Here is a 25469-nt window from a genome sequence, read left to right on the forward strand (position 1 = left end):
GACCATACGCACGGGAGACACCATGACGATTAAAGTCGGCGACCGCCTGCCCCAGGCCACATTCCGCGTCATGACGGCGGAAGGCCCCGCCGCACGTTCTACGGACGACCTGTTCGCGGGCCGCCGGGTTGTGCTGTTCGCAGTGCCGGGCGCGTTTACCCCGACCTGCCACCGCAACCATCTGCCCGGCTTCGTCTCCGACGCCGACGCCATTTTGGGCAAGGGCGTCGACGCCATTTATGTCACCGCCGTCAACGATGTGTTCGTTATGGACGCCTGGCTGAAGGCCAGCGGCGCCGAGGGCAAGATCACCGGCCTGTCGGATGGCAACGCTGATTTCGCCAGCGCCATCGGCCTGACCATGGATGGCTCCGGCTTCGGCCTCGGCACCCGCTCGCAGCGTTACTCCATGGTGGTGCGCGACGGCGTGGTCGAGCAGCTCAATGTCGAGGAAGTCTCCGGCAAGGCCGACGTCTCGACCGCCGCTCATCTGCTCGAGACCCTCTGACAGAAGCGCGCGAAAGCGGGCGCTTCCGCGACCTGCCTGGCTCAGGCGCCGCCAGGGCGCGCCAGACGATAATGGGCCGGAATTTCCGGCCCATTTTGCATTGTGCGATTGAATCTGGGCCAGGTCTGGCGCTCATACCATGTTGCGACGATGCTGACGCATCCCCATCCTGACATGCTCAGGCGCCGCGCGGGCTTAACCGGAACCCGATGGGTCATGCTCATCGGGTTCTGCTATCAGACCCCGACCTTGAACGGCGCCATGCCGCGCCGCGCCAGTTCGTCGACGCGCTCATTCTCGGCGTGACCGGCGTGGCCCTTGACCCAATGCCAGGCCACATCATGGCGCTGGCGGGCCTCGTCGAGGCGACGCCACAAATCCTCGTTCTTCACCGGCTTGTTGTCGGCGGTTTTCCAGCCGCGCGCCTTCCAGTTGCGCATCCAGGCGCTGACGCCGTTTTTTACATATTGGCTGTCCGTCCACAGATCGATGGCGCAGGGACGGTTCAGCGTCTCCAGCGCGATGATCGCCGCCATCAGCTCCATGCGATTATTGGTGGTGTGGGCCTCGCCGCCGAACAGTTCTTTCTCGACGCCACGGAAGTTCAGCAGCACGCCCCAGCCGCCTGGGCCGGGATTGCCGCTGCAGGCGCCGTCGGTAAAAATCGTCACCCGCTCGCTCACGCGCTCCACCCATAGTCAGCGGCGCTCTGGGCGCTACGGTGGAACGCCAGTTTGCGGTCGTATTCCAGCGGATCTTTCGGCTTCACCAGCGCCCCCTCGGGCACGTTGAGCCAGTCGACGAGGCGGGTCAGCAAAAAGCGCAGCGCGGCGCCCTGGCACAAGAGCGGCAGCGCCGCCACTTCCGCCGCCTCAAGCCGGCGAACGCCCTGATAGCCGGCGAGCAGCGCCTGACCCTTGGTGAGATTGAACGCGCCGTCGCTCTCAAAACACCAGGCGTTGAGGCAGATGGCGACGTCATAGGCCAGCGCGTCATTGCAGGCGAAATAGAAATCAATCAGGCCTGACAGCTTCGGGCCGATGAAGAACACATTGTCGGTGAACAGATCGGCGTGGATGACGCCCGCTGGCAGACCTGTCGGCCAGCCCTGCTCCACCGCGCCAAGCGCCGCGCTGATGCGCGCGCCGAGGCCCGGCGACACCGTGTCGGCCCGCTCCTGCGCCGCAGCAAACAGCGGCCGCCAGCCGCTGACGCTGAGGGCGTTGGCCCGCGTCAGGCCAAAGCCTTTGCCCGCCTCATGCAGGGCGGCGAGCGCCGCGCCCAGTTCGCGACAATGGCCGACGCCTGGACGACGCACCGAGACGCCGTCGAGGAAGGTGACGATGCAGGCGGGGCGGCCCGCCAGATGGCCCAGCGATTTGCCCTGGCGATTGCGCACCGGCAGCGGGCAATTGATGCCGCGCGCCGCCAGATGCTCCATCAGCCCGACGAAAAACGGCAGATCGTCGGGGTTCACCCGCTTCTCATACAGCGTGAGGATGAAGGAGCCGGCTTCGGTGCGCAGCAGGAAGTTGGAGTTTTCAACGCCCTCGGCGATGCCCTTCAGCGACAGCACCGCGCCGATGTCATAGCCGCTGATGAACGCCGCCAGTTCGTCGTCGGCAATCTCGGTGTAAACGGCCACGATTACTCCGTGGGTTCGGCGCGCAATTCGCGCGGCAGCGGGAAAAACACGCTCTCATCGGCGGTGGAGACGCTCTCCACATGCACGTCATAACGCGCGGCGAAGGCGTCGATGATCTCTTCCACCAGCACCTCGGGGGCCGACGCGCCGGCGGTGACGCCGAGGCTGGCGATATCGCCAAACAGGCTCCAGTCGATGTCCTCGGCCCGCAGGATCAGCCGCGACACCCGGCACCCTGCCCGCTCGGCCACTTCGCGCAGCCGCTGCGAGTTGGAGGAATTGGGCGAGCCGACGACGATCATCGCCTCCACCTGTGGCGCCACGCGCTTCACCGCTTCCTGGCGGTTGGTGGTGGCGTAGCAGATGTCTTCCTTGTGCGGCCCGACGATATGCGGGAAGCGCTGCTTCAGCGCCTCCACCACCTGCTGGGTGTCGTCGACCGACAGCGTGGTCTGGGTGACATAGGCCAGATGGTCGGACAGCGCCGGATCAAGCCGCGCCACATCCTCCACCGTCTCGATCAGCGTAATGGCGCCCTCGGGCAATTGCCCCATGGTGCCGATCACCTCCGGATGGCCGGCGTGACCGATCAGCACGATATGGCGGCCACGGCGACGGTGCACCTCGGCCTCGCGATGCACCTTGGTGACCAGCGGACAGGTGGCGTCGATGGCGAAGAAATTGCGGCTGGCCGCCTCGTCGGGCACCGACCGCGGCACGCCATGCGCTGAAAAGATCACCGGAGCGGTGGTGTCAGGGATTTCCGACAGCTCGTCGACGAACACCGCGCCCTTGCGGCGCAGGCTCTCAACCACATACTTGTTGTGGACAATTTCGTGGCGGACATAGACCGGCGGCCCATAGACGGCGAGCGCCTTCTCGACAGCGTCGATGGCCCGGACCACGCCGGCGCAAAAGCCGCGCGGCGCGCAGATCAGCACGTCGAGCCTCGGTTTGGTCGCCGCAAGTTCAGGGGTCACGCCCGTCATAGGTCCCAATTCCTGAAAACGTCTGGCGGCGCCTCATGGCGGCGCCGGAAGCGCCACGCCCGTGGCGCATCCAGAAGCGGACGCCACGGCTGACATGACGCCGCGCCTGTTCTTGCACATACCGGACAGGACCGGAACCCAAAGCCATGGCGCACGGCCTGAAACCGGGGGCCAAAGGCGGTCCCACACGGCGTGGATGTGACCCTCGCGCCCCAGCCTGTCAAGCAGCCAGGCCGAGGGCGGCCCCAGGAGGGCGTAAAGCGGGCGTAAAGGGGGCGTAAAGGCTGCGCCCGCCTTGCGCGTCGCATCGACCGCGCGCATGGCCTATGGTGGACCTGCCGCCCCGAGCAGCCCATAAAGCCCCTCGCGCCCAGAGCACAGCACCGGCACGGACCCATGACAGACGCTGCGAGCCACACCAGTTTCATCGAGCCCATCCTCGTGTTCTGCGGCGCCGCCGCCGTCGCCGTGCCCTTGTTCAAGCGTATCGGCCTTGGGGCTATCATCGGCTATCTGGTCGCTGGCCTGGTGATTGGCCCGTGGGGCCTGCAGCTGGTGTCAGAGCCGGAGGCCATTCGCGGCATCGCCGAATTTGGCGTGGTGCTGCTGCTGTTCATCATCGGGCTGGAGCTGAAAATCACCAGCCTGTGGTCGATGCGGCGCGATATCTTCGGGCTCGGGGCGGTGCAATTGCTGCTGTGCGGCGCGGCGCTGGCGGCAGGCGCCTGGCTCTGCGGCTATGGCCCCAAGGAATCCATTGTCGCCGGCATGGCGCTGGGCCTGTCGGCCACGGCGATCGCCCTTGGCATTCTGGGGGAGCGCGGCGAGACCCGTTCGCCCTATGGCCAGCGCACCTTCGCCGTATTGCTGTTCCAGGATCTGTCGCTGGTGCCGATCCTGGCGATCGTGCCGCTGATGGCCAATGTGGTGTCGGCGGAGCCGCAATCGCTGGCCAGCCAGCTCAGTTCAGCCGGCATGGCGATCGGCGCCATTCTCGCCATTGTGGTGGCGGGCCGCTATCTGCTCAATCCGGTGTTCAGCATCCTCGCCGCCAGCGGCGCGCGCGAAGTGATGACGGCGGCGGCGCTTTTGGTGGCGCTGGGCGCGGCGGTGCTGATGGAGCGCGTCGGCCTGTCCATGGCCATGGGCGCGTTTCTCGCCGGCGTGCTGCTGGCGGAATCGAATTTCCGCCACCAGCTGGAAGCTGATATCGAGCCGTTCCGCGGGCTGTTGCTCGGCCTGTTCTTCATGAGCGTCGGCATGTCGATCAATCTCGGCCTGGTGGCCGAGAACGCGCTGCCGCTGGTGCTGGCCGCCGTGGCCATGGTGGCGGTGAAAATCGCCATCGTCACCGGCCTGGTCCGGGTCACTGGCTCGTCCTGGACCGACGCCCTGCGTGTCGGCGCCCTGCTGGCCACCGCCGGTGAATTCGCCTTCGTGCTGTTTCCCACCGCCCAGGGCCTGGGTCTGCTCACCGCCGACCACGCCCAGATGCTGATTTCGCTGGCGGCGCTGTCGATGATGCTGGCGCCGATCGCCGCCAAGCTGATCGACGCCGTGCTGCAACGCCGAAGGTCGAGCGACGACGCCGATGATGCTTTGGCCGCTGAAGGCGGCGGCGAAGGCTGCCAGGGCGGCGTTATCGTCATAGGCTTTGGCCGCTTCGGCCAGGTGGTCAACCAGGTGCTGCTCGCCGGCCAGGCGGATGTGACGGTGATCGACCACAATGTCGAACACATCCGCCAGGCCAGCCGCTTCGGCTTCAAGGTGTTTTATGGCGACGGCGCCCGCCTCGACGTGCTGCACGCCGCCGGCGCTGACCGCGCCGCCGTCATCTGCATCTGCGTCGATCATGCCGAGACAGCGACGCTGATCGCCGAGCTGGTGCACCATGAATTCCCGCAGGCGCGCACCATCGTCCGCGCCATCGACCGCCAGCACGCCATCGCCCTGATGAAACTGCCGGTGGACTACCAGATCCGCGACACCTTCCGCTCGGCGCTGACCCTCGGCCGGGTGACGCTGGAAACCCTGGGCATGCCCGCCGCTGAGGCCAACGCCCTGCAGGACGATGTGCGCAAGCGCGACATCGCCCGGCTGGTGCTGCAGAGCGAGGAAGGCGGCCTGCTCAGTGGCGCCGAACTGCTGCACGGCTCCTCGATCAAGCCCGAGCCGCTGTCGCAGCCGCGCCAGCGCTCCAAAGCGCTGAACGCCGAGACCCGTGGCCTGCTTGATCCGCTCGACATTGACGGCGGCGATGACGCACGCGGCGGCCGCCACGCGCTGCGACTGTAACACCGGCGCCCGCGCGGCGATCGATCCTTCAAGGCCGCAGATGCGTGAGCATCGGCGCGAACCGGTGGAACGCGGGCTGATCGCGCCTGTCGGCACCGCCATGAAACGCGCGCGAAACAGCCTGAGCGAGATGGGCCAAGCAGCGCGGCTAGAGTGGCGCGGCTAGAGTGGCGCCGCCATGATGCGCGGCCATGAAAAAGGCCGCCCTGACGGCGGCCTTTGGCAGTGATCATCGTGGGCGTGCGGCTCAGGCCGCGCCGCCCTTGTCCGCCTCGCGCGCTTCGCGGGCGACCGCCCGATAGCCGATGTCGCGGCGGCAAAACCCTTCCGGCCAGGAGATCTGGTCGACCGCCGCATAGGCCTTCTGCTGGGCCTCGGTGACCGTGGCGCCACGCGCCGTCACCGCCAGCACGCGGCCGCCATTGGCGGTGAGCGCGCCGTCGACCAGTTTGGTGCCGGCGTGGAACACCATGACGCCGTCGCCAGCCACCGCATCGACGCCGGAGATCACCGAGCCCGGCTTGACCGCGCCCGGATAGCCGTCGGCGGCCATCACCACCGTCAACGCCGCATCATCTGACCAGGCCAGCTGCTCCTGCGGCAGGGCGTCGAGCCGCCCGTCAATCGCCGCCAGCATCACCTCGACGAGATCGCCCTGGAAGCGCAGCATCAGCACCTGGCACTCCGGATCACCGAAGCGGGCGTTGTATTCGATCAGCTTGGGGCCTTCGGTGGTCAGGATCACCCCCGCATAGAGCACGCCGACATAGGGCATGCCGCGCGCCGCCATGCCGGCGACGGTCGGGGCGATGATGCGATCCATGATCTGCTGGCTCACCTCGGCGGTCACCACCGGCGCCGGCGAATAGGCGCCCATGCCGCCGGTATTGGGGCCGCGATCGCCGTCAAACACGCGCTTGTGGTCCTGGGCGTCGCCAAAGGCGATGAAACCCTTGCCGTCGGTGATGGCGAACACGCTCGCCTCCTCACCGCTCATGAATTCCTCGACCACCACTTCGGCGCCCGCCTCACCGAGGCCGCCGCCGAACATCATGGTCAGCGCTTCTTCGGCCTGCGGCAGGGTTTCGGCGACGACGACGCCCTTGCCGGCGGCGAGGCCGTCAGCCTTGATGACGATCGGCGCGCCCTGGCGGCGCACATAGGCGCGGGCGGCGTCGAGATTGTCAAAGCGGGCGAACGCGGCGGTGGGAATGTTGAATTCGGCGCACAGCTCCTTGGTGAAGCCCTTGGAGCCTTCGAGCTGCGCCGCCGCCTTGCGCGGGCCAAAGGCCCTGACGCCAGCGGCGCTGAGATCGTCGACCAGCCCGGCGACCAGCGGCGCCTCGGGGCCAACCACCACGAGGCCAATCTGCCGCTGCTGGCAGAACTGCAGCACCGCCGCGTGATCGCTGACGTCGAGGCCGACGTTTTCGCCAATCGCGGCGGTTCCAGGATTGCCAGGCGCAATGTACAGCCGCTCGCACGAGGGCGACACGGCCAGTTTCCACGCCAGCGCATGTTCACGGCCGCCAGAGCCGATCAGCAGGATATTGAGGGGCATAGTCATGGCCCCGGCTTATAGAGCAAATCTACTGCAGCTGGATAGCGTCACAGGCGCCGAATGGCCATATTTTCACGCGCCGCCGCTGTGGTAGCAGCATCTGGAGCCCCAAGGCGGGTGGCCTTACCATTGGTCAGGCTCACCTCAGGCGCGCGGCCTGCCGGGGTTAAACCACGCCCGCCTCAGTCCTTGCACACCGGCTCGTCGCAGGCGCGCATGGCGGCGACCATGTCGCCGAGCGCTTTCTTGCCAGGATAACCCTGCACGCCGACGCCGCCGACGATGTAAGACGGCGTCGCCGACATGCCGAGCGACCGGGCCAGCTTGAGCTGCGCCTCCAGCGCCCGCCCGGTGTCGGCGTCGGCAGCGAGGCGTTCGACATCGGTGAGGCTTGCGCCCCGCTTCTTGCCCTCGGCCGTCTCGCTGCCTCGCCCATCCATCACCACCCGCGCCGCCGCAAGCGCCGCCGCCCCATCGGCCCGGCGCTTGCGGGAGAACATGGCGCGATAAAAATCATAGGTGATCTGCGGCCCCATCAGCCGGGTCAGGGCCAGCTCGACCTTCGCCGCCTCAACCGATTGCGGCGACAGGATCGGGTTGTTCATGAAGCCGATGCGAACGTCATCCGCATCCTGCAGCAGCTGGTGCAAATCCTGGGCGGCGGCGTGGCACCACGGACAATTATAATCGAACACCTCGACCAGGCTGACCGCCGGCTGCGTCGCCCCGACCCAGAACACGCCAGGCAGGCGGTCGATCTCGGTGGTCAGCTCGACCGGCAGGCGCATATTGGGCAGCATCGCACCGTCGCCATCCTTGAGGTCATGCCACTGGTTCGGGGCCTGGGCCTGGGCCTGGCCGCCGACGCCCAGCGTGAGGGCGACGCCCCAGGCGCCCAGCAGCGCCATGCGGCGGTTTACGACAGTCATCGTGATTCCATCTGTTGTGACGCCCTGCGCGCCAGCGGTCTGACCATTGCGCGCGCGCTCATACCAGAACCCGATGAGCATGACCCATCGGGTTCTGGCCAAGCCCGTGCGGCGCCTGCGCATTTCAGGATGCGGATGCGTCAGCATCTTCGCATCCTGGTATAAAGACTGGCGCCCGCCAATCAGCCTCCCCTGTCTGACAGCCATAATGCGGCGACGGCGTGACACTGGACGTCGCCATGCGCCATCATGGTTGACGACATCCTTACGTCACCCCCTGCGGGAGCCCGCCATGATCACGCCGCTCGCCATCGATTACGTTGAATTCACCGCGCCAGACCCCGCCGCCACCACGGCGTTTTTCGCCAGAGCCTTCGGCTGGGGGCACGTCGATTATGGGCCGGATTATCGCGCCCTCGCCGAGGCGGGCCTCGACGGCGGCGTCGCCAGAGGTCCCCAGGCGGCGCCGCTGGTGATTCTGAAGGCAGCGGACCTGGAGGCGGCGCGCGCCCAGGTCACGGCGGCTGGCGGCGAGATCACCCAGGATATCTTCAGCTTCCCCGGCGGCCGCCGGTTTCAGTTCCGCGAGCCCGGCGGCACGGAAATGGCGGTGTGGTCGCAGACGTGAGGCGCGTGCGGCTGGTGGCGGCGCGGCGACAGCTCAGTCGAGCGTCGCCAGCAGCCCGGCGAACAGCCGGCCGCGGCTGGCCAGCGAACTGACCAGGATATGCTCATTGAGCGTGTGCGCCCCCGCCCCAAGGGCGCCGAGGCCATCGAGGGTGGCGATGCCCATGGCCCCGGTGAAATTGCCATCGGAGCCGCCGCCCTGGCTGGCGTGCGGCAGATCGAAACCCAGCTCATCAGCGATGGCGCGGGCGCGCTCATAGAGCGCCAGGGTGCCGGCGTCCGGCTCCCACACCGGGCGGGTGACGCCGCGCGTCACGCTGAACTGCACCCCGTCATGCTCGCCAGTCAGCGCCAGCATGGCGGCGACGCCAGCGTCGAGATCCTGCTGCCGCCGCGCCATGCTCAGCGCCTGGCCCGTGCACACCGACGGCACGCAATTCACCCATTCGCCGCCATTGATAATGCCGACGCTGAAGGTGCAGCTGGAGGTGGTCATCGCCTCTATGGCGAGAATTTGCCGGGCCATTTCGCGAATCGCCGAGCGGCCCGCCGACAATTGCGCCCCGGCGTGGCTGGGACGCCCCTCGGCGCGCAGGTTGAAGCGGGCGATAGCGTAGCGGCCAGTAACCACGCCATTGTCGGTGAGCGATGGCTCCGGCACCAGCACGTAACGGTTGCGCGCCGCCTCCTGCTCGATGAGGTCACGGGTTGAGGGGGTGCCGACTTCCTCATCCGGCGTGAACAGCACGGTGATGGGCAGCGGCGTCTGCACGCCGGCCCGCGCCAGCTGGCGGATGGCCTCGAGCGCCAGATAATTTCCGCTCTTCATGTCCATGATGCCGGGGCCGAAGCATTTGTCGCCCTCACGGCGGATCGGCAGCCGCGCCAGCGTGCCCACGGGATGCACCGTATCGAGATGTCCGGCGATGAGGATGCCGGGCTTGCCAAAATCCGGATGCGGCAGGCGGGCGCGCACGCAGCCGGCGAAGCCCATGCGACCCGGGATACGCTCGACGCTCGCCCCCATGGCGGCGAGATCGATGCTGGCGAGGTCGAGCATGGCGCTGACCGCGCCTGCGTCATGGGTGGGGCTCTCGCACTCAACCCAGGGGATCAGCCCCCGCAGCATGGCCTCGGCGTCAAACGGCAATCCGGCGACATTCATCGGCGTCTCTCCCTGTGAGCACTTCCCCAATTGGGCGTTTGCCTGAAAAGGCCCCTGCCAGGCGGGCCTTCGCCCTTATGCGCCAGGCGCCACGATGGCCTCTGCCGCCCCATGGCGAAAGCATTGCCAGCCATGCCCAGCGTATTCGTGATCGCATACGCCGCCAAGGCAAAGCCCGTTTGACGATAGTCTTAGTTACGGCCGAAACGGAATCCGCTACTCCACGACGGGGTGGAGGACGCCATGCAGGGCCTGTTGGGTTTCAGCGCAATCATTGACCGGCTGAGCCGCTGGACCGGCTATATCGCCAGCTGGCTGGTGCTGATCACCGTGCTGATCAGCGCCGGCAACGCCAGCGTGCGTTATCTGTTCCACTACAGTTCCAACGGCTTGCTGGAGATTCAGTGGTATTTCTTTGGCGCCATGGTGCTACTGGGCGCCTCATGGACGCTGGCCTGCAATGAGCACGTCCGCGTCGACGTAATCTATGGCACGGTGTCGGAGCGCGCCCGGCTGTGGATCGACCTGATCGGCATCACGGCCTTCCTGTTGCCGGTCACCGCCTTCCTCACGGTTATTTGCTGGCGCTATTTCCTGGTCTCGTGGCTGGCGCAGGATTACTCGCTGAATGCGGGCGGCCTCGTGTTGTGGCCGGCCAAACTGTTGTTGCCGGTTGGCTTCTTCCTGCTTGGCCTGCAGGGCATTTCAGAACTCATCAAACGCGTCGCGGCCCTGCGCGGCGATCTCATCCTCGACAGCAAATACGAGAAGCCGCTGCAGTAGTGACGGCGCGGGGCCCCACCCGGAGGCGCCTGGCGGACCGCGCCCTGGGCAGCCTCTGCGGCGCCCTGATCAAAAGCGACGCGAAAAGCGCGTTCCGGGAGGCCTGATCCATGTTCGAGTTCGGCATTTTTCCGCCGCTCATGTTCTTCGGCATGGTTTCATTCATGCTGTTCGGCTTTCCGGTGGCGTTCTCATTGTCCGCTGTCGGCCTCGCCTTCGGCATCCTCGGCATCTGGACCGGCCATTTCAACGCCGACTTCCTCAGCGCGCTGCCCCTGCGGTTCTTTGGCATCATCTCCAACGATCTGCTGCTGGCCATCCCCTTCTTCACCTTCATGGGCGCCATTCTGGAGCGCTGCGGTCTGGCGGAGGATTTGCTGGAAGGCACCGGCAAGCTGTTCGGCGCCATTCCCGGCGGCCTCGCTTATGCGGTGATCGTCGTCGGCGCCATCCTCGGCGCCATCACCGGCACAGTCGCCGCTTCAGTGATCGCCATGGGCGTGATTTCGCTGCCGGTGATGATGCGCTATGGCTATGACATGCGCCTCGCCACCGGCGTCATCGCCGCCTCGGGCACCATCACCCAATTGATCCCGCCGTCGCTGGTGTTGGTGATCCTCGCCGATCAGCTCGGCAAATCGGTGGGCGACATGTATCTAGGGGCCATCGGCCCTTCGATGCTGCAGGTGTTGATTTTTATACTCTACGTGGTCGCCCTGTCGTTCATCCGGCCCGGCGCCATGCCGCCGCTGCCGCCGGAGGCGCGCGGCGAGCTCAACTGGAAGCTGGTGACCCGCGTGCTGTGGGGCATGATCCCCTCGGTGGTGCTGATCTTTCTCGTGCTGGGCACCATCTTCATGGGCCTCGCAACCCCCACGGAGGCCGGCGCCATGGGCGCGGTCGGCGCGCTGGTGCTGGCGGCCATGCACCGGCGGCTGACGTGGAAGCTGTGCTGGGAGGGCATGGAGAACACCATGCGCCTCACCGCCATGGTGGTGTTCATCCTGATCGGCTCGACCTGCTTCACCCTGGTGTTTCAGGGCATGGACGGCGGCCGCTGGATCGAGCATCTGCTCAGCCATCTGCCAGGCGGGCAGATCGGCTTCCTGATCTTCGTCAATATTTTTATCTTTATCCTGTCGTTCTTCCTCGACTTCTTCGAGATCGCCTTCATCGTCATTCCGCTGCTCGCCCCGGTGGCGGCCAAGCTCGACATCAACCTGATCTGGTTCGGCGTGCTGATCTGCGTCAACATGCAGACCAGCTTCATGCATCCGCCGTTCGGCTTCGCCTTGTTCTACCTGCGCGGCATCGCCCCGCGCGAAGTGAAGAGCTCGGACATTTACTGGGGCGCCCTGCCTTGGGTGGTGATGCAGCTGATTCTGGTGGCGATCGTGATTTTCTGGCCGGCGTCCGTGACCTATTGGCTCGAGGATGTGAAGAAGATCGACGACAAGGCGGTCGAGGAGCAGTTCCGCAATCTGGGCGGCGGCTCAGGCGCCCCAGGGGCGCCGCCGGCGCCAGGCGGCCTCGGCGGCTTTGGCGGCCCGCCGGAGGTTGGCGCGCCGAAATTCTGAACCCTGGCGGCGCCGCGCCACATCAGCTGCCGGCAAAGATCCAGCCCGCCATCAGTAATGCGGCGGTCGGGTGATCGGCGTCTCCGGCGTCACCTGTTCCTCCAGCGACAACAGCCGCCGGTGCAGCGCGTCGATCTTTTTGCCCATCTGGTCGATGGCGCTCCATTGCCCCGCCAGCACCGAGGACAAATCCTCGATGATCTTCTCCTGCTCGGCGAAACGGATTTCAAGTTCAGTCAGGCGCGCATCACTCACGACGGCGGCTCCTTGTGCAGACCGGATAAGCCCCAGGCTTTACCCCGGAAAACGGCGGCGCTCCACCTCCAACCACGGCCCGGCCACTCTCCGCCGCGGCAGCAAGGGGATCAGAAGGTTAGGCTCGGGGAACTTGACGCCCGGCGCGCGCCTTGCCCCCGGCTGGCCGGCTTTGGCCTGGACTGCCATAGTAAGCGGTGAGCCGAAGGAGCTGCGCCATGCCCACACCCGATCTCGCCGCCGCGGCGCCGCCACAGCGCCTGATGCTGGCGCGTTTTGTGACGCCCACTGGCGTGGCTCTGCTGGTCTGCGATGAAACCGGCGCCCTGCGCGCCCTCGACTGGGAAGGGTATGAGGAGCGGATGCAGCGGCTGCTGCGCCGGCATTATGGCGCGCTGCAGCCTGTCGAGGCCGCCGCCCCCGCCGCCATCACCGCCGCGCTCGACGCCTATTTTGCGGGCGAGGTCGGCGCCATCGACCAGATCCGCGTCGCCAGCAATGGCACGCCGTTCCAGCGTCTGGTCTGGGCCGGCCTGCGCCAGATCCCGGCAGGCCAGACCCTGAGCTACGCCCAGCTTGGGTCCAAGATCGGCGTCTCGCCCAAAACCATCCGCGCCGTCGGCCAGGCCAATGGCGCCAATCCCATCGGCCTCGTCGTGCCCTGTCACCGGGTGATCGCAGCCGATGGCGGGCTTGGCGGCTACGCCGCCGGCCTCGCCCGCAAACGCTGGCTGCTGACCCATGAAGGCGCGCCTTTGCGCGCCGACGCAAAAGGGGGAGCGGCCATGGCGGCGCTCCCCCTGTTCGGCCGGCTGTCGCCAGGCATCTGATGCGCCGCCGGGCAGGCCCGGCGGGAAAGCGTCTCTTCCATGGGCGAATTCTGATCCGCCGGGCAAGCCCGGCGGGAAAGCGCCTCATGCCTTGGGCGAATTCTGATCCGCCGGGCAGGCCCGGCGGGAAAGCGCCGTTAGTACAGCAGGCGGGCGCGGATGGTGCCGTCGATGGCGCGCAGGTCGGCCAGCGCCGCGAGGCCCTGCTCCTGGCTGCCTTCGGCGTCGAGCACCACATAGCCAATATCGCCAGAGGTCTGCAGATATTGCGCGCTGACGTTCAGGGCATGGCGCGAGAACGCTTCATTGATGCGCAGCATTACGCCCGGCACATTGCGGTGCACGTGGATGAAGCGGGTGCCATGGGCGGTGGTCGGCAGCTGCACCTGGGGGAAATTCACCGCGCCGAAGGTCGAGCCAACGTCTGAATATTCCACCAGCTTGCGCGCAACTTCAGCGCCGATGCGCTCCTGGGCCTCCTGGGTCGAGCCGCCGATATGCGGCGTCAGGATGACGTTCGGCAGGCCCTGCAGCGGCGAGACGAAACTCTCCTTGTTGGAGCCTGGCTCGGACGGGAACACGTCGATGGCGGCGCCGGCCAGGTGGTTGTCGCGCAGCGCGGCGGCGAGCGCATCAATGTCCACCACCTTGCCGCGGGCGTTATTGATCAGATAGGCGCCTGGCTTCATGGCGCGCAGCTCCGCCGCGCCGATCATGTTGCGGGTCGCCGGCGTATCCGGCACGTGCAGCGAGACGACGTCGCTCTGGCCGAGCAGCTCCTGCAGCGTCTCCACCGGCTCGGTGTTGCCATAGCGCAGGCGATCGGTCTGATCGTAATAGATCACCCGCATGCCAAGCGCCTCGCCCAGCTGCGACAGCTGGCTGCCGATATTGCCATAGCCGACGATGCCGAGCGTCTTGCCGCGCACCTCAAAGCTGCCAGTCGCCGATTTATCCCACTGGCCGGCATGGGCGCCGTTGGACCGTTCGGGAATGCGGCGCATCATCATGATGATTTCGCCGATGGTCAGCTCAGCCACCGAGCGGGTGTTGGAGAACGGCGCGTTGAACACCGGGATGCCGCGCGCCGCAGCGGCGGGCAGATTGACCTGATTGGTGCCGACCGAGAAGCAGCCGATGGCCAGCAGCCGGTCAGCCGCGCCAATCACCTCGGCGGTGAGCTGGGTCCGCGAGCGCACGCCGACGAGGCGCACGCCCTGAAGCGCCTTGCGCAGGTCTTCGCCATCCAGCGCCGTGGTCAGGCGCTCAAGATTGGTGTAGCCCGCGGCGCGCATCAGATCGACCGCAGTATCGCTGATCCCCTCCAGCAACAGGACGCGAATCTTGTCTTTGGAGAGGGACAGTTGTCGTGACATCGGATTGTCTCTTGTCTGTGACGGGACAGGGCTGGCGGGCGAACCGTCAGGCGGCGCTACGGCTGTTTCGCCTTCGCCTGTGGCGGCGTCATGGCCGCTGGCGCAAGGCGGGCGCAACCCGCGTCTGGCGCCACGCCCCCGGCTCAAGGTCGGCGATCGCGGCTGACGCGCCTGCTCAATAGCACCTCACCGCTGCAAATGCCTGTAATTTTGCCTTGCGCCGCAAATTTGTCATCGCCAGATCGATCCCGCGCGTCGAAAGCCGCCGGGCGCGCGCTGGCGCGGCGGCCCACAGCGGCGGCGCATGCCCCGATGCGGATAGCGCCGGGGACAGGGATCCGTCACTGGCGATCCGCCCGCGCGCGCCTTAGAATGGCCCCATGGCCCCACCTCGTCCGCCCCGCTCGCGTCCATCGCCTTCCAGCAGCCTGTTCGACGCCGATCTGGCGCGTGCTGGCGGACCGCCTTCTGACGCTGTCGATGGCGATAGCCCGCGCTCCAACGCCCATGAATGGACGGTGTCGAGCCTGTCAGGCGCCATGAAGCGCACGCTGGAGGATCAGTTCGGCCATGTCCGGCTGCGCGGCGAGATCAGCGGCTATCGCGGGCCGCATGCCTCCGGCCATTGCTATTTCGCCCTCAAAGACGACGGCGCCCGCATGGACGCCGTCATCTGGAAGGGCGTGTTCGGCCGGCTGCGGGTGCGACCGGAAGAAGGCATGGAGGTGATCGCCACCGGGCGCATCACCACCTTCCCGGGCCAGTCGAAATATCAGATCGTCGTCGAGCATCTGGAGCCGGCGGGCGTCGGCGCGCTGATGGCGCTGCTGGAGGAGCGCCGCCAGCGCCTCGCCGCCGAGGGGCTGTTTGACGAGGCGCGCAAGCAGCTGTTGCCGTTCCTGCCGCAGGTCATCGGCGTCATCACCTCGCCCACCGGGGCGGTGATCCGCGACATCCTGCACCGGCTCGAAGAGCGATTCCCGCGCCGGGTGCTCGTCTGGCCGGTGCGCGTGCAGGGCGAGACCAGCGCCGCCGAAGTGGCCGCCGCCATCGCCGGTTTCAACGCTTTGCCCGAGGGGCCGGCGGATGCGCCGCTTCCGCGCCCGGACGTGCTGGTGGTGGCGCGCGGCGGCGGCTCGCTTGAAGACCTGTGGAGCTTCAATGATGAGGCGGTGGTGCGGGCGGCGGCGGCCAGCATGATCCCGCTGGTCTCCGCCGTCGGCCACGAAACCGACTGGACGCTGATCGACCACGCGGCGGATTTGCGCGCCCCAACGCCGACCGCCGCCGCCGAAAAGATCGTGCCGGTCCGCATGGAACTGCTGACCCAACTCGGTGATCTGTCGCGGCGGCAAACCGGGGCCATGGCCCGGCTGTCGCGCCAGCGCGGCGATGCGTTGCGTGCCCTCGCCCGCGCCCTGCCGCGCGGCCAGGCGACGCTGGAGGGGCCACGGCAGCGGCTTGATCTGGCCGCCTCACGCCTGCGGGCCGCCGAGGCGCGCCAGCTCGACAGCGCCGCCCGCCAGCTGGCGCGCGCCGCCGCCAGCCTCGCCCGCCATTCGCCCTGGGCTGAATTGCGCGCCCGCCGCGCCCGCTTTGACGCTTACGCCGGGCGGCTCGAAGGCGCCTGGGCCGCCACGCTGCGCGCGCGCCGCCAGCGACTGGAAGCGCTGGACCAGATGCTGCGCAGCCTCAGTTACAAGGGCGTGCTGGCCCGTGGCTTTGCGCTGGTGCGCACCAGCGACGGCGCGCCGGTGCGCTCTGTCAGCGCCGCGCCGCCCGGCGCCATGCTCGAGCTGCAATTCATCGATGGCGCCGTCAACGCCGTCACCGTCGACAGCGAGGCCCCGCCTGCCCCTTCGGGGCCCGCACGCAAGCGCCAGGCCAAACGCCCCACACGCCGGGACGATGACACGCCGATGCTCGACCTGTAATAGTGCGCGCCAGTAATCGATCGCCCCGCCATGGGGCCGGAGCAGAACATGAACAGCCTGAGCGGCGGCCAGACCGAGGCCAAACTTCACTATGAATCCGGCGACTACCGGGTCATTCGCCCCGGAGATTTCGTGCGTTGCGCCATCACCGGCGCCCCCATCCCGCTCGACGACCTGAAGTACTGGAGCGCCGAGCGCCAGGAGGCCTATCTGTCCCCGGCTGAAGTGCTGAAGGCGCATAAGTACCAGCTCGGGGGCGCGTAAGCCCGACAGGGGCTTGCACGGCGGCCGGGAAGCCCAGCCGTGACGCCCTGAGCCCACGCCGCTGGCGGCGCCGGCGGCAGCCCCATAACCCAGCGCAACGCCCGCTCATCCCCCAACGTCATGCCCGTGCTTGTCACGGGCATCCACGCGTTATGCGGCGTCAAGTCGTGGATGCCCGTGTCAAGCACGGGCATGACGCGTTGGTAGGTGGCGCAGATGGGAAAGGACGGAAGGTGGCGCGGCTGACGCGCGCTGGCATGACGCCCGGGCGGCCAGGGACCATTACCCGGCCAGCCAGGACGCCCTGACGCCCGCGCTACCGGGTGCATGGTGAGCAGCCCCACAACCCTGCGCAATCCCAGCCCAGCATGACGGTCGTTTCCCCCGTCATGCCCGTGCTCGTCACGGGCATCCACGCGTTATGCGGCGTCAAGTCGTGGATGCCCGTGACGAGCACGGGCATGACGCGTTGATGTGGTGGTGGGGCGGGCAAGGGCGAAGGGTGGAGCGGCTGGCGCGTGCGGCGGCAGGCGTCTACCGTCTACCGTCTGGCGTTAGTCGCCTGGCGCCAGTCGCTACCGCGTCAATTCAGGCGCCAGCACCGCGTCCAGCGCCGCCAGATCAGCGAAGCGCAGCGTCACCGGCACGATGGTGATGTGATCCAGCAGCGCCGCCAGCGACGGATCGCCCGCCATGCGCGCGGCGTCTTTGGCGGTGGTGACCAGCCGCAGGCCCTCGCGCCGGGCCCGATCGAGCAAGGGCGTCACATCGGCGACAGTGAACGGGTGGTGGTCGCCAAAGGCGGCGAGGTCGACGACTTCCGCGCCCAGATCCGCCAGGGTGGCGGCGAATTTTGCCGGCCGGCCAATGCCCGCCATCGCCAGCATGCGCTGGCCACGCAGGCTGGCGGCGACCGCGGCGTCCGGGGCGAGCCCAGCGCGCAACACAGGCTTGCCCAGCCGCAGCGCTTCAGCCGCCAGCGCGTCGCCCGCTGCGCCCGCGCCAATCACCACCAGCGCATCGACATGCGGCCATTGCGCCGAAAGCTGTGCCCGCAGCGGTCCCGCCGGCAGCACATGGCCATTGCCGACGCCAACCGCACCGTCGACCACGGCTAAGCTCACATCTTTTCGCAGCAAAGGATTTTGCAGGCCGTCGTCCAGCACCACAACGCTGGCGCCCGCCGCTAGCGCCGCTGCGGCGCCGTCGCGGCGATCACGCGCCACGAAGGTCGGGGCCTGGGCGGCCAGCAACATCGGCTCATCGCCCGCCTCCAGGGCGGTGTGTTGGGAGAGATCAACGCAGGTTGCGCCAGCCATGCGCGACAGCTGGCCGCCATAGCCACGGCTGACGAAGGCGGGGCGCTGGCCGAGCGCCGTCAGCCGCTGCGCCACCGCCAGCGCCGTCGGCGTCTTGCCAGCGCCGCCAGCGACGAAATTGCCTATGCAGATGACAGGCAGCCCCGCCGCCACCCCAGGCTGGCGCATGCGCCTTGCGGTGACCGCGCCGTAAAGCGCGGCGACAGGCGCGAGCAGCGCCATGGCGACGCGGGCGCCTGGCGTAGGCCTTGTGCTCCACCAGAAATCAGGCGCTCGCATGCAGGCCCCCGCGCCGCGCGGATCAGATCCGCTCCAGCTCCATCTGCAGAATGTAAGGTTCGATGGCCTGCAGCGTCCGTTCCAGCGCGCCGCCATATTGCTCGACCACATGCGCCGCCGCCCGCGTCATGTCGCGGCAGCGCGCCGGATCGCCGAGCAGCTCGGCCACCGCTTCGGCGAGGCCCTCGGCGTCACTGACCGGCACGGCGCCGCCCGCGCCGTCGAAGGCGGCGTAGACGTCGTTGAAATTGTGCACATGCGGCCCGTGCAGGATCGGCGTGCGCAGCTTGGCCGGCTCGATCGGATTGTGGCCGCCGTGATTGAGCAGCGAGCCGCCGATAAACGCCGCCTGGGCAAGGCGGAAATACAGGCCAAGCTCGCCAATAACGTCGACGACATAGATCTCGGTGGCGGAGCCTGGGGCATAGCCCTCGGAGCGGCGCATCACCTCCAGCCCCTCGGCCTCGGCGGTGGCCACCACCTCCTCGGCCCGGTGCGGGTGTCGCGGAGCGATGAAGGTCAAGAGGTCAGGCCAGCGCTCCTTCAGCGTCATATGCACGTAGCAGGCGATCTCGTCCTCGACGCCATGGGTGCTGGCGGCCAGCCACACCGGGCGGCCGCTGACCTGACCCTGCATCAGGGCGAGGGTCTGGGTGTCGGCGGGCGGGGCGGGCGCATCGAATTTGAGATTGCCGGCGATGGTGACGCGCGGCGCGCCGAGCCGCGCCAGCCGCTCGGCGTCGGCGGGGGTCTGTGTCAGCGCCACATCAATGCAGCCCAGCAGCGCCCGGGCGGTCTTCGGCGCCCGCTGCCAGCGACGGAATGACCGCTCCGACATGCGGCCATTGACGAGAATCAGCGGCACGCCGCGCTGCTCCAGCGCCAGGATCATGTTCGGCCACAGCTCGGATTCGGCCACCAGCGCCAGGTCCGGCTGCCAGTGATCGAGAAAGCGCCGGATGTAGCGCGGCGTGTCGACTGGCGCATATTGGTGGAACGCTCCCGGCGGCAGCCGCTCGGCCAGCACGCCAGCCGAAGTCACCGTGCCGGAGGTGACCAGCACGGTGAAGCCGCGCTGGGTCAGGCGCTCGATGATCGGCAGGATCGAGATGGTCTCGCCGACTGAGGCGCCATGCAGCCAGGCAAGGCGGCCAGCCGGGCGTGGCTGCGACGGCACGCCGCGACGCTCGGCGATCCGCGCCCCATCCTCCTTGCCGCGCTTGCGCCGGGCGGCCAGCAGCAGCGGCGCAAACGGCTCCGCAAGGGACATGCCGGCCCGGTACAGGCGCAGGGTTAAAGGCATATCGCTCATGCTGGCGGTTCTCCTGAACCTTGTGAACGCGGCGATGGGCCGGCGGGTTCGGCGGCCGCAGGGCGCAGGCCCGGATCCCTGGACCGCACCAGGCCGTAGGCGCGGGCGTGCGCGTCGTCGAGCCCCTGTTGCACCTTGCGGCGCGCCTGCTCCAGCGCAGCCTCGTCGGCGTCGGCTGGCACATACACCGGCTCGCCGATAACGATGGCGCCGCGCCCGAATGGCAGGCCGATGGAGGCGTGGTCCCAGCTGCGAAAATCGATGCGGCGGCTGCTCACCACCGCAACCGGACAGATCGGCCGGCCAGACATGCGCGCCAAAGCGACGACGCCAGGGCCGCAGACCCGCGACACTTTCGGCACGTCTGCGGTCATCACCACCATCTCGCCGTCGGCCAGCGCCCGGCTCATGCCGATCAGCGCGCGAACACCGCCCTTGTCGCGGATCTGGCTGGCCTTGCGCGCCCCGGAGCCGCGGATGGCCCGCACGCCAAGATGGCGCAGGGCGATGGCGTTAAACTCACCATCGCCCGAACGCGACACCAAAGCAGCGGCGCGATCCTGCGGGCGTTTGGCGAATGTGACCATGAAATGCTGACCGTGCCACATGGCGGCGATCACCGGCATCTGCGGGCCAATGCGGTCATAGATATCCGGCGGGTCCATCTGGAACCGGGTCGTGGCCTGGACCAGATCCAGATAGCGGGCGAGCAGAAACCCGAGGGTCTCCTGTACCGCCCGCGACCGGCCCATGCGCTTGATCAGCCCCATCTGCTCCAGACCATTTGTCGACACCGGCGCCGCAACGGCAGCGACGCACACGCAAGCCTCCCGGACAGGAAGGCCCTCAAATCACTGACAATGGCATGAAAAGCAAGGACTTTGGGAAAATTCAGGCGCGGATGGGCCAGGGTTAACCCTCTGCGACCTGCGCCGTGGACAAGCTTGTGGGCGGCGCCTGTCACGCACGCGCGGGGCTTGCCAAGGGCGCGACCAGCCAGGATGAGGCGCGCACACGCGGACTGGCCAGCACAGAGAGGTCGGCACAAATTGGCCGGCGCAGAGAGGCCGGCGCGCGGCCAGACGCCTGGCCGCGCCGCCATGGCCCCAGCGCCGGATCAGGCCTTGGGGCAGTTCTCGGGATCGATCAGCCGGTGCAGGTGAACGATGAAATAGCGCATCAGCGCGTTGTCGACCGTACCCTGGGCCTTGGCCTTCCACGCTGCGTGGGCGGCGGCGTAATTGGGGTACATGCCGACGATGTCGAGCTTGGTCAGGTCGCGAAACTCGACGTGATCGAGATCGACGAGTTCGCCGCCAAACACGAGGTGGAGAAGCTGGTTGGACGATGCGTTTGCCATGGTTGCCTCAGTAAAACACTGTCAGTCGCGCAGCCGTGCGATGTCACACGCGCCCTCGCCGCCTTGCGCGGCCGACGCGGCGCATGGGCCGCGTCCCTCCCGGGCCAGCTGGCCAGTCGCCTGTGCGCGCGAACGCCGCGCCTACAGGCGACAAGCCCCATCTCCGGGACGGTATGGCGTCATCCCCCCGCCTGGCGCAGATCAGGTCCAGCCGCTACGCCGCATCAGCTCCTGCACGCCTTCCAGCACTTCCGGATGCAGCAGTTGGCCCGCCGACACAAGCGTTTCGTGTTGCGGATCAGGCAAATTATAGGTGGGACGGAAACCGTCCAGTCCGGTCAGCACCGCGCCTGCCTCTTCTATGAGCAGATCGGCGGCGGCGATGTCCCAATCGCGGGCATGCGACGACACCAGCGCCACATCGATCTGGTTCGCCGCCACCCGGGCGAGGCGCAGCGCCAGCGACGGCAATCGCGGCACCTTGGTCAGATCGCCGGTATATTCCTCCAGCCGGTCAACCATCGGCCCAGGGCCTGCGGTGCGCGCCCCGACCGGGCTCTCCTTGCGCGTGGCGAAAATCGGCGCGCCGTTAAGCTCGGCCCCGGCCCCGCGCACGGCGCTGTAATGTTCGCCAATCGCCGGACCATAGACCACGCCGATCAGCGGCCGCCCGCCCTGCACCAGAGCGATGGAGATGGTCCAGTTGCTGTCGCCGCCGCAATAGGCGCGGGTGCCGTCGATCGGGTCGACCACCCAGCAGATGTCATGGTCGAGCCGGCTTCGATCGTCGCGGGTCTCTTCCGACAGCCAGCCAGCTGCGGGCAGCGCCCGGGTCAGGGTGTCGCGCAGAAAGGCGTCCACCGCCTCATCGGCGTCTGACACCGGCGAATTCCCCGCCTTGTAGCGCACATTGGCGCTGGTTTTCTTGCCTGGAATAAAGCTTTCCATGGCGATGCGGCCGCCCTCTTCCGCTGCGGCGCGCAGGATGTCACGCAAGGCGAAAGCGTCAGCCTGGGAGCCGGGGAGACCGGAGAATCGTGCAGAGGATGAAATGGCGCGGGCTCCTGCAAACTGGTCGGCGCGTGGCGGGCCCGGCGCGCGTGGCGTCGCGGGCGAATAACAGCGGCAGCGGCTTCAGGGGCATTGCGGCCGCCACAGGCAGCCGCCGGCGCCCGGCGTTCATCTGCTGCCCCATAGTGATACGATCACGACGCGTCACCAACAAGGCGGATCAGCGCATGCCGCGCGCCTTGCGCGGCCCCTGGCGCCATGTGGCTAGGCGGCGACCGGCCCCGCCAGCGTCACCGCTCAGAGGAAACGCATCAGCGCGTCGGCGCACAGGCCGGCGAACAGCACAAGGCCAGCGTCGCGATTGGAGCGGAACAGGCGCAGCGCCCGCTCTGGCTGGCGTGGATCGACGCCCGCGGTCTGCCAGGCCAGATGCGCGGCGAAACCGGCGAGGCCAACCCACGCCAGGAGACCTGCGCCGACGCCATACAGCGCCGCCCCGGCGAGGATCACCACCGCCCCATACAGCAGCCCAACCGCCAGCTGCACGTGGGCGCCGAATAGCTGCGCCGACGATTTGATGCCGGCCATCTCATCGTCTTCAAGGTCCTGGATGGCGTAGATTGTGTCATAGCCGACGGTCCAGATCACCGCCGCCGCATAGAGCGCCAGCGGCGGCCACGCCAGGGCCCCGAACGCCGCCGCCCAGCCCATCAGCGCGCCCCATGAAAAAGCCAGCCCCAGCACCAGCTGCGGCATATGGGTGAAGCGCTTCATGAAGGGATAGATCGCCACCACCAGCAGCGAGCTGATCGCCAGCCACACGGAAAAGCTGTTGAAACACAGCAGCACGGCGAGGCCGATCAGGCATTGCACGGCGAGGGAGGCCAGCGCCTGGCGCACGCTGATCTGGCCGGAGGGCAATGGCCGCATGCGGGTGCGGGCGACGCGGGCGTCGAGTTTGCGGTCGGCGATGTCGTTCCAGGTCGAGCCTGCGCCACGCATGGCCACCGAGCCGACGAAGAACAGCGCCAGATGCCAGAGGTCAGGCCACGGCTTGCCAGCGGCGATGGCGGCCAGCGCCGCCGACCACCAGCACGGCAGCAGCAGCAGCCACCAGCCGATCGGCCGGTCGATGCGGGCCATTTTGAGAAACGGCCGCATCGACGCCGGGGCGCGGCGGTCGACCCAATTGCCCTTGTCGGCGTCGGGAAGTCGCGTGGCGTCAGCGGCGTCGTTCATGACCAGATCCATCCAGCTGCGAGCTGGCCCGGCGCCAGCCCTCCCCCGCAGATAGCCCGGCGGACGCTCCAGGCTCAAGGCGCGCGCGGCGCGCATCTGATTGTGGCGGCGGCGGCGCAGGCAAGAATCGCGCGCGGGCAAGATTGGCGCGCCGGCAAGAGTGGCGCGCAGGTAAAAAAACAGCGGCGCGATGGCCTCGCGCCGCTTGATCAGGAGATACGTCTCAGGTCGCGGCCAGCCGCGGACCCGCCAGCGTTCAGAGCGCGCCAGAGGGGATGCTGCGCTGGCCGGTGAGGCCGGGGCCGCCGAGCAGGCCGCCGCCACCGCCGCCCTGGGCGGCCTGGGCGCGGGCGCGCTTCTCCATCTCATTCATCTGCGCGGCGACCTTACAGGCCTGGCCGCGGAAGCTGTTAGCCTTGGCGTGGTCCTGCTTGAGGCCGTCGATGAAATTGTCGGGAACCTGGCACCACGCCTTGTTGGATTCCAGCCATTTGACGGTTTCATTGCCATTGGCGACCAGCTTGCCGAAGGCGCTGCAGGCGGCGCGGGCGTCCATCTTCTTGCCGCCCTTGCTCAGCTTCTGAATGCCGTCGACCGCCGCCTTGCGCGCCAGCAGCAAGGTCTGCATCTTTTCGCAACCGGGAGGCGCGTTCTGGGCCAGAGCCGGACCGGAGGTCAGAAGGCTGATGCCGGCAAGGCCCGAGGCGAGCGAGACGACAAGCGACAAGCGCCGAACTGGCAGTTTCATTATGTTCCCCGTTTCCTGTCCCGCAGCCTGGGTGGGCGACGAAACCAACGATCCTGATAGTCGTCCGCACACGCCAGCAGGCGCCGCCACGGCCGTCGCCTCTTCCCTGGCCGGAACTGTGCTGTCCACGCGCCACTGCCAGAAAAAGCCCAAGCCGACGTTGGACTCTCCCATAAAAATGTGGCTCTCGTGGGACACCCCCCGGAAACCACACTGGTAGCGTCTTTTACCGTGCCTGATCAATATGGTTTATACCGGCGAGCCGGTCGTTGTGCCGCCTCAGCCCTGAGGCGTGCGCCGCGCGCCCGTTGGAGTAAGCCTGAGCCTGAGCGGTGGCGATCGCCTGAGGCGCAGGCGGCAGGGCCGGTCAGGCGGCGGCCAGCGGGCTGCGGCCATGTCCTCCTGGGGTGTTTGGTCCCAACCGCGCCAGTGTTGTACCCCCGGGCCGCCTCGGCCCAGACATCAAAGGGATAGCTGTGAGCGAAGCCGCCGTTTCAGCCGCCCGCGCCCGTGACCGGCGCGCGCCGCGCCTGTTCGTCACCCAGCCCCTGCAACGCGAGGGCGCCCCCGTGGCCGAGCTGACGCTCGACAAGGCGCAATCACATTATCTCGCCCATGTGCTGCGCCTTGGCGTCGGCGCCAGCGTTTTGCTGTTCAACGGCGTCGATGGCGAGTGGCGGGCCCGAATCGTCGCCGCCGGCCGGCATGCGGTGACCCTGGCCGCCGAAGCCCAGACGCGGCCGCAGACCACGGGCATCGACCTGCAATATCTGTTTGCGCCGCTCAAACACGCCCGCCTCGATTACATGGTGCAAAAAGCGGTGGAGATGGGCGTCAGCCGCCTCGTGCCGGTGATCACCGAGCGCACCGAGGCCCGCCGGGTCAATCTCGACCGCATGCAGGCCAACGCCATCGAGGCGGCCGAGCAATGCGAGATGCTGGCGATCCCCGAGATCACCGCCGAAGAGCGCCTCGCCGTGGCGCTTGAGCGGCTGGAGCGGGAACGGGTGCTGATTTTCTGCGATGAGGACGCCGCCCAGGCCAATCCGCTGGCCGCCCTCGCTGCAGCGCCCGCTGGCGCGCCGCTGGCCGTGCTGATCGGCCCGGAGGGCGGCTTCAGCGACCAGGAACGGGCGCTGGCCAATCGCCACGCCTCGGTGATCCGCCTGTCGCTGGGTCCGCGCATCATGCGGGCGGACACCGCCGCTGTAGCGGCGCTGGCGGTGGTGCAGGCGCAATTGGGCGACTGGCGCGCCAGCTGAAAGCGGTGGACCTGAGGCAGGGCCCATCGCAGTGAACGCCGGCCAAATCTGGCTTTCCCTGCGCCCTTGGGCCATCCACCAGCGCCGATCGCGCGCCAATCGCGTCATAGCGCACGGCGGGCAGATGCCTGCGGCGCACGCGCCCGGTCGCAGGCGACCATCGCGCCGATTGAGGGCGCGCCCGTCGCGCTCTCCACAAGA

General features: G+C 67.9%; 24 protein-coding genes. 9 read left to right on the forward strand and 15 right to left on the reverse strand.

All coding sequences use genetic code 11. The features are described 5' to 3' along the window. Positions 1 to 22: 22 nt before the first annotated feature. Entirely contained in the window at positions 23 to 508 is a 486-nt protein-coding gene (locus AC6A67_RS13140) for a peroxiredoxin (RefSeq protein WP_498036999.1), read from the forward strand. Between the two features lie 236 nt (positions 509 to 744). On the opposite strand, the gene rnhA is transcribed toward AC6A67_RS13140, so the two are convergent. The 3 genes from rnhA to ispH are packed head-to-tail and all read right to left on the reverse strand — an operon-like array spanning position 745 to position 3142. Next, a complete protein-coding gene (rnhA, locus tag AC6A67_RS13145) occupies positions 745 to 1191 on the reverse strand; it encodes a ribonuclease HI (protein ID WP_498037000.1) in 447 nt (148 codons plus the stop codon). Further along, positions 1188 to 2153 (reverse strand): homoserine kinase, encoded by a 966-nt coding sequence (locus tag AC6A67_RS13150; protein WP_498037001.1) that lies wholly within the window; start codon positions 2151 to 2153, stop codon positions 1188 to 1190. The genes rnhA and AC6A67_RS13150 overlap by 4 nt, the downstream gene beginning before the upstream one ends. Before the next feature lie 2 nt (positions 2154 to 2155). Further along, a complete protein-coding gene (ispH, locus tag AC6A67_RS13155; protein WP_498037002.1) occupies positions 2156 to 3142 on the reverse strand; it encodes a 4-hydroxy-3-methylbut-2-enyl diphosphate reductase in 987 nt (328 codons plus the stop codon). A 396-nt stretch (positions 3143 to 3538) separates the two neighbouring features. On the opposite strand from ispH, the gene AC6A67_RS13160 reads away from it, so the two are divergent. After that, a complete protein-coding gene (locus AC6A67_RS13160) occupies positions 3539 to 5437 on the forward strand; it encodes a monovalent cation:proton antiporter-2 (CPA2) family protein (protein ID WP_498037003.1) in 1899 nt (632 codons plus the stop codon). A 247-nt stretch (positions 5438 to 5684) separates the two neighbouring features. On the opposite strand, the gene purD is transcribed toward AC6A67_RS13160, so the two are convergent. Then, positions 5685 to 7004, reverse strand: a complete 1320-nt coding sequence (gene purD / locus AC6A67_RS13165; protein WP_498037004.1) for a phosphoribosylamine--glycine ligase — start codon at positions 7002 to 7004, stop codon at positions 5685 to 5687. Positions 7005 to 7180: 176 nt separating this feature from the next. Next, positions 7181 to 7927, reverse strand: a complete 747-nt coding sequence (locus AC6A67_RS13170; protein ID WP_498037006.1) for a DsbA family protein — start codon at positions 7925 to 7927, stop codon at positions 7181 to 7183. A gap of 292 nt (positions 7928 to 8219) precedes the next feature. On the opposite strand from AC6A67_RS13170, the gene AC6A67_RS13175 reads away from it, so the two are divergent. Beyond that, positions 8220 to 8555, forward strand: a complete 336-nt coding sequence (locus tag AC6A67_RS13175) for a VOC family protein (protein ID WP_498037007.1) — start codon at positions 8220 to 8222, stop codon at positions 8553 to 8555. A gap of 33 nt (positions 8556 to 8588) precedes the next feature. On the opposite strand, the gene AC6A67_RS13180 is transcribed toward AC6A67_RS13175, so the two are convergent. Next, positions 8589 to 9719, reverse strand: a complete 1131-nt coding sequence (locus AC6A67_RS13180; RefSeq protein ID WP_498037008.1) for a M20/M25/M40 family metallo-hydrolase — start codon at positions 9717 to 9719, stop codon at positions 8589 to 8591. A gap of 243 nt (positions 9720 to 9962) precedes the next feature. On the opposite strand from AC6A67_RS13180, the gene AC6A67_RS13185 reads away from it, so the two are divergent. Together AC6A67_RS13185 and AC6A67_RS13190 are read left to right on the forward strand one after the other, a co-directional pair. Then, complete coding sequence (locus AC6A67_RS13185; protein ID WP_498037009.1) at positions 9963 to 10502, forward strand: TRAP transporter small permease subunit; 540 nt, start codon at positions 9963 to 9965, stop codon at positions 10500 to 10502. 110 nt (positions 10503 to 10612) lie between these two features. Further along, positions 10613 to 12079: a TRAP transporter large permease gene (locus tag AC6A67_RS13190; RefSeq protein WP_498037010.1), complete on the forward strand. Its 1467-nt coding sequence runs from the start codon at positions 10613 to 10615 to the stop codon at positions 12077 to 12079. Between the two features lie 51 nt (positions 12080 to 12130). On the opposite strand, the gene AC6A67_RS13195 is transcribed toward AC6A67_RS13190, so the two are convergent. Continuing rightward, entirely contained in the window at positions 12131 to 12334 is a 204-nt protein-coding gene (locus tag AC6A67_RS13195; protein WP_498037011.1) for a SlyX family protein, read from the reverse strand. A gap of 218 nt (positions 12335 to 12552) precedes the next feature. Between AC6A67_RS13195 and AC6A67_RS13200 the strand changes: the two genes are divergently transcribed. Then, positions 12553 to 13164, forward strand: coding sequence for a methylated-DNA--[protein]-cysteine S-methyltransferase (locus AC6A67_RS13200; RefSeq protein WP_498037012.1), 612 nt, complete (start codon positions 12553 to 12555; stop codon positions 13162 to 13164). A gap of 137 nt (positions 13165 to 13301) precedes the next feature. Here AC6A67_RS13200 and serA read toward each other — a convergent pair whose 3' ends face one another. Beyond that, positions 13302 to 14540, reverse strand: a complete 1239-nt coding sequence (gene serA / locus AC6A67_RS13205; RefSeq protein WP_498037013.1) for a phosphoglycerate dehydrogenase — start codon at positions 14538 to 14540, stop codon at positions 13302 to 13304. 380 nt (positions 14541 to 14920) lie between these two features. On the opposite strand from serA, the gene xseA reads away from it, so the two are divergent. Beyond that, positions 14921 to 16474: an exodeoxyribonuclease VII large subunit gene (gene xseA / locus AC6A67_RS13210; protein WP_498037014.1), complete on the forward strand. Its 1554-nt coding sequence runs from the start codon at positions 14921 to 14923 to the stop codon at positions 16472 to 16474. A gap of 48 nt (positions 16475 to 16522) precedes the next feature. Next, entirely contained in the window at positions 16523 to 16738 is a 216-nt protein-coding gene (locus AC6A67_RS13215; protein WP_498037015.1) for a DUF2093 domain-containing protein, read from the forward strand. Positions 16739 to 17313: 575 nt separating this feature from the next. Here AC6A67_RS13215 and lpxK read toward each other — a convergent pair. From lpxK to AC6A67_RS13250, 7 genes are all read right to left on the reverse strand, one after another. Continuing rightward, positions 17314 to 18336 carry a tetraacyldisaccharide 4'-kinase gene (lpxK, locus tag AC6A67_RS13220; RefSeq protein ID WP_498037016.1) on the reverse strand — a complete coding sequence of 341 codons (1023 nt, stop codon included), beginning with the start codon at positions 18334 to 18336 and terminating at the stop codon, positions 17314 to 17316. A gap of 22 nt (positions 18337 to 18358) precedes the next feature. Next, positions 18359 to 19648 carry a 3-deoxy-D-manno-octulosonic acid transferase gene (locus tag AC6A67_RS13225; RefSeq protein WP_498037017.1) on the reverse strand — a complete coding sequence of 430 codons (1290 nt, stop codon included), beginning with the start codon at positions 19646 to 19648 and terminating at the stop codon, positions 18359 to 18361. Beyond that, the gene (locus tag AC6A67_RS13230) at positions 19645 to 20418 is read right to left on the reverse strand and encodes a lysophospholipid acyltransferase family protein (protein ID WP_498037079.1); all 774 of its coding nucleotides are present in this window, start codon (positions 20416 to 20418) and stop codon (positions 19645 to 19647) included. Before AC6A67_RS13230 ends, AC6A67_RS13225 begins: the two co-directional genes overlap by 4 nt. 347 nt (positions 20419 to 20765) lie before the next feature. Next, positions 20766 to 21008 (reverse strand): DUF4170 domain-containing protein, encoded by a 243-nt coding sequence (locus tag AC6A67_RS13235; RefSeq protein ID WP_498037018.1) that lies wholly within the window; start codon positions 21006 to 21008, stop codon positions 20766 to 20768. A 201-nt stretch (positions 21009 to 21209) separates the two neighbouring features. Continuing rightward, complete coding sequence (locus AC6A67_RS13240; RefSeq protein WP_498037019.1) at positions 21210 to 22004, reverse strand: inositol monophosphatase family protein; 795 nt, start codon at positions 22002 to 22004, stop codon at positions 21210 to 21212. Between the two features lie 312 nt (positions 22005 to 22316). Further along, positions 22317 to 23258: a 4-hydroxybenzoate octaprenyltransferase gene (gene ubiA / locus AC6A67_RS13245; protein WP_498037020.1), complete on the reverse strand. Its 942-nt coding sequence runs from the start codon at positions 23256 to 23258 to the stop codon at positions 22317 to 22319. Between the two features lie 256 nt (positions 23259 to 23514). After that, positions 23515 to 24006, reverse strand: coding sequence for a hypothetical protein (locus tag AC6A67_RS13250; RefSeq protein WP_498037021.1), 492 nt, complete (start codon positions 24004 to 24006; stop codon positions 23515 to 23517). A gap of 476 nt (positions 24007 to 24482) precedes the next feature. On the opposite strand from AC6A67_RS13250, the gene AC6A67_RS13255 reads away from it, so the two are divergent. Beyond that, positions 24483 to 25268, forward strand: coding sequence for a 16S rRNA (uracil(1498)-N(3))-methyltransferase (locus AC6A67_RS13255; RefSeq protein WP_498037022.1), 786 nt, complete (start codon positions 24483 to 24485; stop codon positions 25266 to 25268). Positions 25269 to 25469 lie beyond the last annotated feature (201 nt).

It is taken from the genome of Camelimonas sp. FR25 (assembly GCF_059740505.1).

Coding starts and splice junctions, on each gene's coding strand:
- serA (WP_498037013.1), bottom strand. CDS start 14,540: ATGTCACGACAACTGTCCCTCTCCAAAGACAAGATTCGCGTCCTGTTG.
- lpxK (WP_498037016.1), bottom strand. CDS start 18,336: ATGCGAGCGCCTGATTTCTGGTGGAGCACAAGGCCTACGCCAGGCGCC.
- ubiA (WP_498037020.1), bottom strand. CDS start 23,258: ATGAACGACGCCGCTGACGCCACGCGACTTCCCGACGCCGACAAGGGC.
- AC6A67_RS13235 (WP_498037018.1), bottom strand. CDS start 21,008: ATGGCAAACGCATCGTCCAACCAGCTTCTCCACCTCGTGTTTGGCGGC.
- AC6A67_RS13160 (WP_498037003.1), top strand. CDS start 3,539: ATGACAGACGCTGCGAGCCACACCAGTTTCATCGAGCCCATCCTCGTG.
- ispH (WP_498037002.1), bottom strand. CDS start 3,142: ATGACGGGCGTGACCCCTGAACTTGCGGCGACCAAACCGAGGCTCGAC.
- AC6A67_RS13175 (WP_498037007.1), top strand. CDS start 8,220: ATGATCACGCCGCTCGCCATCGATTACGTTGAATTCACCGCGCCAGAC.
- AC6A67_RS13225 (WP_498037017.1), bottom strand. CDS start 19,648: ATGAGCGATATGCCTTTAACCCTGCGCCTGTACCGGGCCGGCATGTCC.
- AC6A67_RS13215 (WP_498037015.1), top strand. CDS start 16,523: ATGAACAGCCTGAGCGGCGGCCAGACCGAGGCCAAACTTCACTATGAA.
- purD (WP_498037004.1), bottom strand. CDS start 7,004: ATGACTATGCCCCTCAATATCCTGCTGATCGGCTCTGGCGGCCGTGAA.
- AC6A67_RS13250 (WP_498037021.1), bottom strand. CDS start 24,006: ATGAAACTGCCAGTTCGGCGCTTGTCGCTTGTCGTCTCGCTCGCCTCG.
- AC6A67_RS13185 (WP_498037009.1), top strand. CDS start 9,963: ATGCAGGGCCTGTTGGGTTTCAGCGCAATCATTGACCGGCTGAGCCGC.
- AC6A67_RS13190 (WP_498037010.1), top strand. CDS start 10,613: ATGTTCGAGTTCGGCATTTTTCCGCCGCTCATGTTCTTCGGCATGGTT.
- AC6A67_RS13180 (WP_498037008.1), bottom strand. CDS start 9,719: ATGAATGTCGCCGGATTGCCGTTTGACGCCGAGGCCATGCTGCGGGGG.
- xseA (WP_498037014.1), top strand. CDS start 14,921: ATGGCCCCACCTCGTCCGCCCCGCTCGCGTCCATCGCCTTCCAGCAGC.
- AC6A67_RS13170 (WP_498037006.1), bottom strand. CDS start 7,927: ATGACTGTCGTAAACCGCCGCATGGCGCTGCTGGGCGCCTGGGGCGTC.
- AC6A67_RS13140 (WP_498036999.1), top strand. CDS start 23: ATGACGATTAAAGTCGGCGACCGCCTGCCCCAGGCCACATTCCGCGTC.
- AC6A67_RS13230 (WP_498037079.1), bottom strand. CDS start 20,418: ATGGGGCTGATCAAGCGCATGGGCCGGTCGCGGGCGGTACAGGAGACC.
- AC6A67_RS13200 (WP_498037012.1), top strand. CDS start 12,553: ATGCCCACACCCGATCTCGCCGCCGCGGCGCCGCCACAGCGCCTGATG.